Here is a 12,247-nt window from a genome sequence, read left to right as displayed (position 1 = left end):
AAAGTTACGAAGAAAACTGCTCTTTTACTACACCTAGAGCATCCACTCCCGCCGAAGTAGCTCTAAGCTCCCTCAAGGAGCATCCCCAGCATCGAGGAAGAAGGCTAAGTCCCCAAGAGGCGCTACTGCTACCTCCCAAGACGCTACAGTAGTGCCTCTCGAGAGGCAGCAGTAGTCCCACTAGTTAGTCTCCCCTACTCCCTTCCTCGCAGTCTCGGGCAAGTTCCACTCCGAGAACAAGCCCTGCCCCTCCTCCAAATTCGGTATCTTTGTTCCACTTATTTCTCCAATTCTCTCCCCTTATACTCCCTTGATGATATCCCCGATGAGCGAAAGCGAATCCCTTGACTTCCCCTATCTCAGTGAGCTCAACGAAGCTCAGCGTGCTGCCGTCGTCTACAACGATGGTCCTGCTCTAGTCATCGCTGGGGCTGGCAGTGGCAAGACCCGTGTACTCGTCTACAAAATCCTCTACCTCATCGACTCTGGCTATCATCCTCGGGGGCTCATGGCACTGACCTTCACCAATAAGGCTGCCCGAGAGATGCGCCACCGCATCAGCCAGCATATCGGTTCCCGAGCACGAGAGCTGCGTATGGGTACCTTCCACTCGGTCTTCCTCGGCATCCTGCGTCAGCACGCTACGCTCCTAGGCTATACCCCCGACTTCTCCATCTACAACACGTCAGATAGCCGTAGCCGTATCAAGGCGATCATCAAGTACCTTGGCCTCGATGATAAGGTCTACAAGCCCAATGCCATCCATAGCCGTATCTCCTCGGCGAAGAACCGCCTGATCACCGCCTCGTCCTATGCCTCCTACTCCGACTTCATCAAGTATGATGCGAAGAGCGGCCTGCCGAAGATCGCCGAGATCTACCAGCGATACGAAGCCGAACTGAGACAGGCTAATGCCATGGACTTCGACGACCTACTGCTGCAGACCAACATCCTCTTCCGCCAGCATCCCGATGTCCTTAGTCTCTGGCAGGAGCGTATAGACTACCTCCTCATCGACGAGTATCAAGACACGAACTTCGCCCAATATATGATCGCCCGACAGCTCATGCAGGACAAGGGAGCGATCTTCGTCGTGGGCGATGATGCTCAGAGCATCTATTCCTTCCGTGGGGCGAACCTAGACAATATGCTGAGCTTCACGAAGACCTTCCCCACCGCCCGCACCTTCAAGCTCGAGCGCAACTACCGCTCTACCCAGACCATCGTCAAGGCTGCTGGCGGGATCATTGCTCACAATGAGTATCAGATCCCCAAGGAGGTCTTCTCCGAAGAGGCCGTCGGTGATCCGATCCGAGTACACGAAGCGCTCACGGGCGATCTCGAAGCGCTCTGGGCAAGCGAGGAGATCCAGCGCCTCCACCGAGCGGGTGCTAGCTACAGCTCCATAGCTGTACTCTACCGAACAAATGCGCAGAGTCGTATCCTCGAGCAGGTCTTCCGTCGGGTCGGTCTCCCCTTCCGCATCTACGGGGGACGCTCGTTCTTCGATCACAAGGAGATCATGGATGTCGTCGCCTACTTCCGCTTGATGGTTAATGAGCAGGACGAAGAGGCTTTGCTTCGCATCATCAATTACCCCAAGCGAAGCATCGGAGATACGACCGTCCAGCGAGTACGTGAGGCTTCTCGCCACCAAGCAACTTCCCTCATGCGAGTACTCCGTGACCCTCTAGGCTACGAAGTCGCCGTCAATAAGTCCACAGCCACACGCCTACAGACCTTCGCCGCCCTCCTAGACGAGCTCCGTGACTACAGCCGCACCGAGAGCGACCTCTATGCCGTAGCAGAGCGGATCATCCGACAGACGGGCATCCTCGCTGACCTACAGTCCGACACGACTGCCGAGGGCAAAGGCAGAGTAGAGAACATCAAGGAGCTCCTCGGCGGGATCGACGAATATATTCGTGCCTCCCTCGAAGCAGACCAAATACCTTCCCTCGCCTCCTACCTCAGCGAGATTGCCCTCATGACTGATCAGGATGGTGCGACCGATGATGAGGACTGCGTGACACTAATGACCGTCCATGCCTCGAAGGGGTTGGAATTCGCTCACGTCTTCATCGTAGGTCTGGAGGAAGACCTCTTCCCCTCGATGATGAGCAACATAGGGAAGGAGCTAGAGGAGGAGCGTAGGCTCTTCTATGTAGCGCTTACTCGTGCCGAGAAGACGTGCCATATAGGCTATGCTCGGGAGCGCTTCCGCAACGGGCGGACAGAATACGGGCGACCCAGTCGCTTCGTCCGAGAGCTCCCCAAGCACCTAGTTACCTTTGACTCCGAGCTTGGCGCTGGGGCTACCCTCGGAGGAAGACCTTCAGCTTCGCCACGGAGCTACGGGAGCGAACTGCCCTCGGATTTCTCTTCTGCCCCCGTCTTCTCGCCCAAGGCTCCCCCCAGCCGTCGGGTCTTCATCGAGCGCAGAGAACTCGGGGAAGAGCCCGAAGAGAAACACACGTCACTCGGAGCGCTTCACGTCGGGGGCCGAGTCCTTCACAAGCGTTTTGGCCCTGGGGCGATCCTAGAGCTCGAAGGCACGGGCGACAATGCCAAGGCCTCTGTCCGCTTCGACACCGGCGAGACGAAGAAGCTCCTTCTTCGCTTCGCCCAGCTCGAGGTGCTCTAGCCCTGCAGTCAGCCTAGAGCAAAGCTAGTTCAACTAACTAAAAACAAGTTATATGAGCAGTGACAATCAGACCTATTGGCACATACAGATGCACTTGTCCGATGGTAAAAACGGAGCTCGGATTGATTCAATGCCCATGCTCCAAGAAGCACAGCCTGTTATCGGGACGGGAGAATGGACAAACAGACAATGTGAAGAGTTCAAAAGGATTCCTGAAGGATCAATAATACTTGTCCGAGAGGGTAATAGAGCCTTGGCGTTATGCAAGATTACTGGGCCAAACTATACGAGCGAGAAGCTAGAAGAGAAGTATCATAACATTAACTACCGAAACGTAGAGATCTTAGGATTCATACCAGAGGAAGATCAACCTGGCCCCCAGGTATTCTCACAAGGCACTCTTAAGAGTTGTAGGCCTGATCCTATGAAACCACAATGGTCATATATTCACCAACTATACACACGCATGACCAAGCAGGCAAAAATCACAGACACACTAGATCAGCAGGTTCAGCTCCTCAAGGACAAGAAGAACATCATCCTGCAGGGTGCCCCTGGGACAGGCAAGACGTATACGACGGCTTCCCTTGCGGTACGCCTCTGTAATTCCTCGTTCACAGAGCTGGGAGACCATGCAAAAGTGATGGAGGAATACGAGCACCTGCGGAAGAAAGGACAAATAGCCTTCTGCACCTTCCACCAGTCCATGGACTACGAAGACTTCGTCGAAGGTCTAAAGCCAGAAGTACAAGATGGGCATGTCACCTACAAGGTCGAAGCGGGTATCTTCAAACAGATATGTGAACGGGCTCACACTGTGGAAGGGAAAGATATCATCACTTGTATCGATGACTACTTGCAGAAGATACGAGGCTATGAGAACCGACGGGAGATCCCAACTATCACTGGTAAATCAAAACTCTTTGTCTGGTGGGAAGAAGGGAACAAAACAATAAGCACCCGAAGCGTCAGAGCAATTAGCCACAATACGGAGCAGTATTCTCCCTCGCCTCTTAATATCGATAAGGTCAAGGCACAGGCTCTGGGAGAAAGGATGGAGAATAACTGGCCTGCCTATGCACGAGCCTTCATTGAGGCTGTCAAGGAGGAATACCAAATGGATGAGGTGACTTCTAGCAAGCCCCACATCTTAATCATCGACGAGATCAACCGAGGGAATATATCACGGATCTTTGGGGAGCTGATTACGCTCCTCGAAGCTGACAAACGTACGGGGGTGGAGCGCACCCCATTAAGGTCACCCTCCCCTACTCTAAGGAAAGCTTCTCCGTCCCGAGTAGTCTCTACATCATAGGCACTATGAATACGACCGACCGCTCTACAGGGGCAATCGACTATGCTGTACGTCGGCGCTTCGCCTTCATCACGCTTGAGGCGAGCAGAGAGGTCGTAGAGGGGAGTATCCAGGACAAGGGCGTACAAGCCAAGGCCTTAGCTCTCTTCGACGAGATCAATGGCACGGGGACAGACGATAAGACTTCCTTCATCGCCACTCATCAAGCAGGCGACTTCGACCTAGAGGACCTGAAGGTGGGACACAGCTACTTCATCGCTAAGGATCTCCCCGAACTACAGAGGAAGATGCGCTACGAGGTCATCCCGCTCCTCCGTGAGTATATCAAGGATGGTATCCTACAGGCGAAAGAAGGTGACGGGGAGTACTTCTCCGCTTGGGAGCAAGGCAAATGCCGTGGCCCTAAGCAGGCAGAGGTAAGCAAAGATCCTGAAGCGGATAAGGAATGATGCGCTACCAAGAGCATCAGCGACTAGCAGGCATCCCCTTCCGCCATCCTAAATGGAAGGAGGGGATGCCTCTGAATCCAGAGTCAGGGTTAGACCGCTGGTTCTTCCGCTGGTGGCAGGAGAGCTCCACCCCTAGAGACGAAGAGGAGGCAGAGCTGGAGAATGAGTCGTCTGGCTACTATGCCTCCTATGTCATCGGTGCGCAGTGGCTTGACGAGCAAGAGTCGCTCGTCATCACCCCCAAAGAGGGTTGTGACCAGATTGACTTCCTAAGGCTCTTCAGTAGTTGCCTGCGGTCGGGCATCGAGGCAGAAGCGTTCTCGAAGATCTATGAGATAGACCTAAACCAGCCTCCTATCAAGGCTCCCGAGCTACAGAGTGTACTGAGTCCACTCATCATCGTGCACTTCCTCTCTGTCGTGAGGGAAGTGCTCCGAGCTGGGCTCAAGAAAGACTATGTACAGCGGGAGGAGAACCTCAAGAAGGTCAAGGGGCATATCGCTATCCTTCACCACGAGCGCACGAACGTCCTGCGCAAGCACCCCGACAAAGTCTACTGTTGCTACCAAGAGTACTCTGTAGACATCCCAGAGAATCGTCTGCTAAAGAAGGCTCTGATCTTCTCCCGACAGATCCTCTCTACCCTTCCCCTGGGAGCAAGCCGAGCTTCGCTGGAGCACGCTCTGCACCAGTGTCTCTCGGCCTTCGCTCACGTCGGCGACGAGATCGAGGTGAGTGAACTCAAGCACTTCAAGTACCAGAAGCTCTTCCGTACCTATTCCGAGGCGATACGACTAGCGCAGATCATCCTCCGTCGCTATGACTATAGCCTGACGAATATAGAGAGTAAGGAGGAGGCGTGCCCCGTCTTCTGGCTGGACATGTCCCTGCTCTTCGAGCACTATGTCCTAGGCTTACTTCGAGAGGCCTATGGGGACAAGGTCAAGTACCAAGCGGAGGGGTATACCGGGCGTCCAGACTTCATCTGCCAAGACCCGATGCTAGTCATGGATGCCAAGTACATACCTCGCTTCAACGGAGGAGGTAAGATCAACTCCTACATCATCAGACAGCTCTCGGGCTACGCTCGTGACCGTGAGCTCTTCGGGGAGTGCCCTAGTCAGCCCATCCCTTGCCTCGTGATCTATCCAGAGCTGGGCAAGGCTGAGAACCCCTTCCTCGGCAAGGCGATCGAAAAGCTTCTACTAGAGGAAGAGGAGACAGCTTGGGGCTTCTACCGCTTCGCCGTCCCCCTGCCTATCCTAGAGGAGGACCACGGAGAAAGACGATAGACTTTGCACAAATATGCTACCTTTGTGCTATTATGTAAAAGGTGGTGCATCTGCTTATGTCACCTCTTGGCTGAGAGGGATGCTCCCCTCCCGGCATCATTAACCAACCTGATTTACTTTTATGAGAAAGCTTACAATGCTGGCTCTTCTGGCTATGCCTTGTGTCCTAGCGGCTCAAGAGCCTAGTGCACTTGATAGTGTGCAGAATATCCAGGAGGTCGTAGTCCGTGGAGCACGTATCACCGCTCCCAACACTGTCGTTAAGATCCCCGCACCTCGTCGGGAGATCCCCCTCACCACCAACATTCTACCTCTGGAGAAGATCCGCCTGCTCGGCTACTCCGATCCCGCTCAGGCTATGCAGACACTCCCAGGTGTTCATGCCTTCAAGGACTACGGGGGCTTCCACATGTTCTTCCTCCGTGGCTTCTATGAGTCTGTTGTACTCTCCGATGGGATGCGTGACGAGCGCCATGCTCTTTGGCAGTCTGCACCCTTGACGGGGATGGCAGCTGTATCACACATCGAGGTACTCAAGGGTGCCGCTTCCATGAGCGTCGGTCACTCCGCTCTGGGAGGTGTCATCAATATCATCAACAAGCAACCTAAAGCCAAGAAGGCCTTCGATGCTAGCTACACCGTAGGCTCCTGGGCGACACACCGCATCACCGCTGGAGGTACGGGTGCTCTCTCCTCTAAGGCCAACGCCCGAGCAGACGTAGAATATTCGACCAGCGACGGCTGGCGTGGCAACTACACCAAGACAGCCAATGCCCATGCAGCGATCGATATCGCTCTAGCTCCCAAGCATCGTCTGAGCTTCGCCCTAATCGCTAGTAACGACTTCTTCCGTGGCGACTATGGTCAGCCCCACCTAAAGTGGGATGTCTATGATGCAGCTACCGACAAGCTCGCTTACCGCCAAGGGGATTTCCCCAGCAGTGAGCCCGCTTCACGAGCTTATACCGACCCCAATGAGTTCCTCACGAACAAGACGATTAAGCTCCACGGGAAATACAGCTACGCTATCAACGATCGCTGGCGTCTCTCCGAGCATGCGTTCTTTGCTTATGACAGCTTGAACTACTACTCGACCGACGGACTCAACTACCTCACTGGCGACAAGGCAGTAGGCGCTAAGCACTACTACCTCGACGGCAACAAGAAGGTACCTGTACTCATCGACCGAGTGCAGCGTGATGGCTTCGGCTTCGCCTATGGTACGCTCACGGCTCAGAACCAGCTAGAGCTCACGGGGCGTGCTCGCTGGGGCAACACCAAGCATGCCCTACTCGCAGCTTACAACTTCTCTTACCTCAACCTCCGTCGCTCTGACCGTGCTGCCTACACCGGCGCAGGCGTAGGTTCGATCGTCATGCTCAAGGATCCCGTCCTCGATCAAGGTCCTATCTACATGAAGTACAAGCGCATGCAGATCTTCAATGACCTAGTCAATAGCCTCTCTGTACAAGACTTCATGACTTGGGAGAAGCTGAACCTGCTGGCGGGAGTCCGTCTTGACTTCTTCAGCCGTGACTTCGGCATCTACAACACCGACGACTTCAAGCTCCTGGATCGCACGCTCGACCAGCGTCAGACGAACACAGCCTTCACTTATCGTCTCGGTGCGGTGTACAACTTCACGAAGCACTTCAACATATATAGCTCCGTCTCCTCTTTCTTCAAGCCCCAGCGCATCACGCTATCGCCCGAGGTAGTCTACATGCACCCAGATGGCTCTGAGATGAGCGACTCTGAGCTCCGTAGCTTCAAGCCGCTCACGGGACGACAGTGGGAAGTGGGCTTGCACCTCGATCTCGGTACTGAGCTCTCACTGAGTGCAGCAGCCTACCACATCACGCTGAACAATATGGTGCGTACCAACCTCGGTACTGTCCCCGACGGACGTAAGATCGGTGGTCCTATCGGGAAGTCCGTAAGCAAGGGTGTCGAGCTCGAGCTGAACTACGCTCCTTCTACAGCCTTCGACTTCTCCCTCGGCTACTCTCACACCGATGCCCGCATCGCTGAATACACTTCGTCGAAGTTCATCAAGAATGTCTCCGCTGGCAACCGTCTCAAGCGTGTTCCTCTAGATAAGCTCTCTGCATGGGCCTTCTATAACCTCGGTCTCGGTCGCAAGGGTGAAGCCTTCCGCCTTGGCTTTGGCACAGAGCACAGCGGATCCTTCTACTCCGACGAGACGAACATCTTCAAGGTACCTGGCTACACCATCTTCCACGCTGTAGCTAGCCTCAATGTCACGAAGGCACTGCGCCTGCAGCTGAATGTCAACAACCTCTTCGACGCAGTCTACCACCGTGCTACCATCAACAGCACGCAGTACATCCCCGCCGAAGGACGCAACCTGCAGTTCACCACTTCACTCGCCCTCTAAGCCGAGATCCTCTCCCCCAAGAAGCGAAGCCCGCCACGGACAAGATCCGTGGCGGGCTTTACGCATATATACCTACCAAGACAATAGGTGAAGTGTAGTAAGAGGATGAAGGTGAAAGGTAACGCCTAAGCTATTTCCGAATATCATATAACATCAAGCCAGCCTCCCATATCGGAGCAAGGCCTTAAGATTGAGATTAGTACGCCTATACGACAAGCACAACACCTATAAAATAGATAGGCTTAAGCTTAGATGAAACTTCAAGAAAGCCATGAATTAACACTTATTATATTATCTTTGCTATACGCAATAAGACACGCCTCATACCCTACGGAGGCTCCCCGACATACGATTACAGACAGACTACAAATGCTCTGGAGCGACCTAGCTTGTATCAAGCTAGGCAAGATCTCAGGCTTGTCCTTCGATCATCGCTTAGTACTAAATAGAAAAGATCATCCCTTTAGGTTGGGGAAATAGGATCTTTATTTTTCACCTAACAACGCATTTAGTATGAACAAACTCTTTATTTTACTTGCATCTGTAGGCTTACTCTACTCATGCACAAAAGAGGCTCCCCTCGTACAAACACCACCACAACTGAATGCTGAGTCTTCCTACTCTAGTAGCGATAGCGTCTATGAAGGTACTATTCGCTTCCACTTCACCGCAGAGGTCGCTCCCTTCGAAGAAGTGGTAGGAGGATTGGATGAGACTCAGCAAGCCAGGGGGATCTCAACGACGATCAACACCCATGAAGTAGCTACGAGACAATTCATCAACCTTCGAGCGATGGGAGATGAAAAGGGGACTATCAAAGGCTTTCTCAAGGTGTATGACAAGGGGACAAACAAAGGAGTCTCTTTCTGGATCGACATGAAGGTCTCTGAGGATGGGAAAACGGTGAGCTACGATGGACTCTTTGATCGCTACACAGGTCCCGAAGCAGAGGAACTCAAGGCTATGCTATCGAGTAATCTCAAGGATGTCTACGCCTCTATAATCATTGGTTCCAACGGGCAAAATACACCCTTTGATAACAAGGGTGCCTATTCCTTCGTCTGGCAGAATGGAGCTCAGCTACCTGCAGACTTCGTTATGCTGAAGAGCGAAGAGAATAAGCTCGAGGTGCGTACGGATGAAGAGACTAAACACCGAGATGTTATCTTCAAAGACAAGGAGAGCATCAAGCTCAAGCTCCAAGGCTACCTGATGATCCTTCAGTTCCACAACAGCTTCCCTAAGTATGCCCTTAAGCCAGATGCACCAGCTAACCCAGGAAACGCGAGCCGCTCCACATCTCCATCTCTTCAGGCAACAGAACTGGAACGAGTCGAGCGTCCACCACTCCAGGTGAAGCTAGTATTCACTTCAGATCTCTCACTCGTACATAAGACGATGCTGCAGATTCGTAAGGGTTTAATCTTTAGCTTCCCACGTGTACCAGGCAATGGTGGATGGTTCTTCACCTACGATCTAGAGCACTTTGCAGGGAGAGATGAATACACCGAGGGGAATGCAAAGAAGTATCGCTTTCTGGAGGCTCTTGAAGCTCCAGGCAAGCCCTTGGTTATCGAAGTGCCTGTGTCCTCTAAGCCTTCGCCCGCTCTCTACCCAAGCGTAGGTGATCGTGTAGTAGCCTTGTACTTCCCTACCCCTTCGGACTTCGGGACGATCGCCTATGATCCTATCGAATCTCCCTTCTACAACGCATCGGACGAATCCATGACAGTGCCAGAGCCAGGGGAACCATCTGTACGGCTTCAGATATTAGGACACGGATCCTTCATTCGGAAGTCAAAGAACTCGACAAAGAAGATGGAGGGAAAGGTCTATTACCCGACCCTTCCTATCCAGCCTGAGGAAGTAGTGTACCAATAAGCTATCCTCAAGGAAGCTATAAGTTCTATACTCAGCGAACAAGAACAGCAGAACTCTCATGGGTATCTCTCTGTCCTAACCTTTAGCAACACAACAGTTATGATGACAAAGCTATACAAGGAGCCTTATCAAACTCCCGAGGCAAAGCCCTTTACCTTACCAGAATCGATGCACCTACTTATCAACTTCTCGATTGATGGGAACATCGTGGACCCCGAGTGGGACGATGACTGGGGGACTATCGGCAATTGGGACAATGATTTTTAGGGTACCTAAGTAGCACCTTGATAGGCTCTCAAATAGAAGCCCCGCACTCTCGCTAGTGAGAGTGCGGGGCTTCTTTGTTTCTAATCAATAAAAGAAGGTGCTTACAGCTGGCGGACGAGCTCGCTGAAGATGCGGCCCATACGATCGGAGGCTGCGTTGGCAGCACGGATCACATCATCGCCATCATTGACGAAGTCGTCATCGAAGTGCCATCCCTCGTTGGTGATCACCGACATCCCGAAGACACGGATCCCAGCGTGACGAGCGACGATCACTTCGGGTACGGTGCTCATACCGATGGCATCACCGCCCGAGCGTGCCCAATAGTTGTACTCCGCAGGAGTCTCATATGAAGGACCTGTAAGACCAACGTAAACCCCTTCGTGTACATGGATGCCTAGCTCCTGGGCGATCGCCTTAGCCTTGGTGATAAATTCACGGTCATAGGGGCGAGTCATATCAGGGAAACGAGGACCAAACATCTCCATGTTAGGCCCGATGAGTGGATTGGGAAGGTTGTTGATATGGTCACGGATGATCATGAGGTCACCAACACGGAAGGTCTGGTTGATCCCCCCAGCAGCGTTGGAGACAAGCAGGTTCTCGATACCGAGGAGCTTCATGACACGCACGGGGAAGGTCACCTGCTCCATAGGATAGCCTTCGTAGTAGTGGAAGCGCCCCTGCATACACAGCACAGGCACACCCGAGAGCGTCCCTGCGATGAGGTTCCCCTTATGCCCGATGGCTGTAGAGTGTGGGAAGTGAGGGATCTGGCTATAAGGGATGACGGTAGGCTGGTGAAGCATTTCACCGAGGTTACCGAGTCCGCTACCGAGGATGATAGCGGTCTTCGTGTCCTTAGGGAGGCGAGAAGCGAGATAGTTCGCTGCCTCGTGATAATGTTGGTCGAGCATAGTTCTTGATATATCGTTGCTGAATACTGCTAATACTTGATGCCACAAGAGCATAGCAAATATAGCAATAATCAAGGAAGGGGAAGGGAAGGAGCCATCACTAAACTACCACAGCACAGATCCAAATGGCTCTGCTGGGATGCCATCAGATGGTTCGATAAATCAAGTGGATTAGCCACGACAATGGCACATCGACAACACCTGCACCAAAAGGGGACTCTACGCTCCACTCAAGTGACACACCAAGTGCGAGCTAAACATGCTGTAGGGAGGGTTGATAAAACGACCTATGGTGGGTCGTCCGAAAAACCTACTGTAGGTCGCCTCACCGACCCACGGTAGGGTTCACTTGCGACCCACAATAGGGTTCATTTGGATGCTAACCTAAGGGCTGTAGTGGAGAGGAGATCTCACCATCTGATCAGCACAGATGAATACGGGGACACCTACATCACCATCTTCTTATTCGAAGTAGGGGCGATGACGATACGCTGACGGCGGTCGTCGTAGGTAGGCGCAAAGAAGTTGAAGCGAGGTTGGGTGTATTCGGTATGGATGCCAAGGAGGTCAACCATGGCATGAGTAAGGAGATCCGACAGGATACGCTTATCCCGCTGACGGCTGATCTGGCGCCAGAGATCGGGACGCTCCTTGCGAAGCTGTGGCGAGAAGTAGACGAAGAGCGGGATCTCTACCGCCTTCGGCACCAGAGCATGCCCCATCAGTTCGGGGTAGTCTTCGTCGAAGAGGGCATCGCCGTGGTCGGAGACATAGATGATGTGGGCATTCTCCTCACGATAGCGCTCGATGATCTCGCCCTTCCGTTCAGGGAGGCTAGCAGAAGAAGTGAGGGGGCTAGCTATAAAGTATCTCGATAGGCTAGGAAGCATCCCTCCGATAATACGAAGACCGCTACCGAGGATGGTAGCGGTCTTCGTATTCTTAGGGGGATAAAAAGGGAGGTAATTCAGTGCCTCGGGATGATGGTGGTAGTATAGTCCTTGATATATCATTGCTGAACATGGCTGATACTAGCGCCACCCGAGCATAGCAATATAGCAAGAACCAAACGAGGGGAAGGGAA

General features: G+C 53.0%; 9 protein-coding genes. 7 read left to right on the top strand and 2 right to left on the bottom strand.

Features of this window, described 5'->3' with window-relative positions; genetic code table 11:
- Nucleotides 1–325 precede the first annotated feature (325 nt).
- The 7 genes from Q0336_RS01985 to Q0336_RS01955 all read left to right on the top strand — a co-directional run bounded on the left by Q0336_RS01985 (nucleotide 326) and on the right by Q0336_RS01955 (nucleotide 10,246).
- Complete coding sequence (locus Q0336_RS01985; RefSeq protein WP_298525014.1) at nucleotides 326–2,644, top strand: UvrD-helicase domain-containing protein; 2,319 nt, start codon at nucleotides 326–328, stop codon at nucleotides 2,642–2,644.
- A 136-nt stretch (nucleotides 2,645–2,780) separates the two neighbouring features.
- Nucleotides 2,781–3,959 (top strand): AAA family ATPase, encoded by a 1,179-nt coding sequence (locus Q0336_RS01980; protein WP_298525012.1) that lies wholly within the window; start codon nucleotides 2,781–2,783, stop codon nucleotides 3,957–3,959.
- Nucleotides 3,960–3,964: 5 nt separating this feature from the next.
- Nucleotides 3,965–4,408 (top strand): hypothetical protein, encoded by a 444-nt coding sequence (locus tag Q0336_RS01975; protein WP_298525010.1) that lies wholly within the window; start codon nucleotides 3,965–3,967, stop codon nucleotides 4,406–4,408.
- Nucleotides 4,405–5,700 carry a restriction endonuclease gene (locus Q0336_RS01970; RefSeq protein ID WP_298525008.1) on the top strand — a complete coding sequence of 432 codons (1,296 nt, stop codon included), beginning with the start codon at nucleotides 4,405–4,407 and terminating at the stop codon, nucleotides 5,698–5,700. The genes Q0336_RS01975 and Q0336_RS01970 overlap by 4 nt, the downstream gene beginning before the upstream one ends.
- A gap of 121 nt (nucleotides 5,701–5,821) precedes the next feature.
- Nucleotides 5,822–8,098, top strand: coding sequence for a TonB-dependent receptor (locus Q0336_RS01965; RefSeq protein WP_298525005.1), 2,277 nt, complete (start codon nucleotides 5,822–5,824; stop codon nucleotides 8,096–8,098).
- A gap of 513 nt (nucleotides 8,099–8,611) precedes the next feature.
- Complete coding sequence (locus Q0336_RS01960; RefSeq protein WP_298525002.1) at nucleotides 8,612–9,979, top strand: hypothetical protein; 1,368 nt, start codon at nucleotides 8,612–8,614, stop codon at nucleotides 9,977–9,979.
- Nucleotides 9,980–10,078: 99 nt separating this feature from the next.
- Nucleotides 10,079–10,246 carry a hypothetical protein gene (locus Q0336_RS01955; RefSeq protein WP_298524999.1) on the top strand — a complete coding sequence of 56 codons (168 nt, stop codon included), beginning with the start codon at nucleotides 10,079–10,081 and terminating at the stop codon, nucleotides 10,244–10,246.
- Nucleotides 10,247–10,347: 101 nt separating this feature from the next.
- On the opposite strand, the gene Q0336_RS01950 is transcribed toward Q0336_RS01955, so the two are convergent.
- Together Q0336_RS01950 and Q0336_RS01945 are read right to left on the bottom strand one after the other, a co-directional pair.
- Nucleotides 10,348–11,163 (bottom strand): purine nucleoside phosphorylase I, inosine and guanosine-specific, encoded by an 816-nt coding sequence (locus Q0336_RS01950; RefSeq protein ID WP_298524995.1) that lies wholly within the window; start codon nucleotides 11,161–11,163, stop codon nucleotides 10,348–10,350.
- A gap of 446 nt (nucleotides 11,164–11,609) precedes the next feature.
- Nucleotides 11,610–12,176: a sulfatase-like hydrolase/transferase gene (locus Q0336_RS01945; RefSeq protein ID WP_298524992.1), complete on the bottom strand. Its 567-nt coding sequence runs from the start codon at nucleotides 12,174–12,176 to the stop codon at nucleotides 11,610–11,612.
- Nucleotides 12,177–12,247: the final 71 nt, after the last annotated feature.

Origin of the sequence: uncultured Porphyromonas sp. (genome assembly GCF_938039215.1) — a bacterium.
GTDB lineage: Bacteria > Bacteroidota > Bacteroidia > Bacteroidales > Porphyromonadaceae > Porphyromonas.
This window is presented reverse-complemented; position numbering and strand designations above follow the sequence as displayed.

What these genes read in the sequence shown, in the direction of transcription:
- Q0336_RS01975 (WP_298525010.1), top strand. Translation starts at nt 3,965, where the DNA reads ATGAATACGACCGACCGCTCTACAGGGGCAATCGACTATGCTGTACGT.
- Q0336_RS01970 (WP_298525008.1), top strand. Translation starts at nt 4,405, where the DNA reads ATGATGCGCTACCAAGAGCATCAGCGACTAGCAGGCATCCCCTTCCGC.
- Q0336_RS01985 (WP_298525014.1), top strand. Translation starts at nt 326, where the DNA reads ATGAGCGAAAGCGAATCCCTTGACTTCCCCTATCTCAGTGAGCTCAAC.
- Q0336_RS01960 (WP_298525002.1), top strand. Translation starts at nt 8,612, where the DNA reads ATGAACAAACTCTTTATTTTACTTGCATCTGTAGGCTTACTCTACTCA.
- Q0336_RS01980 (WP_298525012.1), top strand. Translation starts at nt 2,781, where the DNA reads ATGCTCCAAGAAGCACAGCCTGTTATCGGGACGGGAGAATGGACAAAC.
- Q0336_RS01965 (WP_298525005.1), top strand. Translation starts at nt 5,822, where the DNA reads ATGAGAAAGCTTACAATGCTGGCTCTTCTGGCTATGCCTTGTGTCCTA.
- Q0336_RS01955 (WP_298524999.1), top strand. Translation starts at nt 10,079, where the DNA reads ATGATGACAAAGCTATACAAGGAGCCTTATCAAACTCCCGAGGCAAAG.
- Q0336_RS01945 (WP_298524992.1), bottom strand. Translation starts at nt 12,176, where the DNA reads ATGATATATCAAGGACTATACTACCACCATCATCCCGAGGCACTGAAT.
- Q0336_RS01950 (WP_298524995.1), bottom strand. Translation starts at nt 11,163, where the DNA reads ATGCTCGACCAACATTATCACGAGGCAGCGAACTATCTCGCTTCTCGC.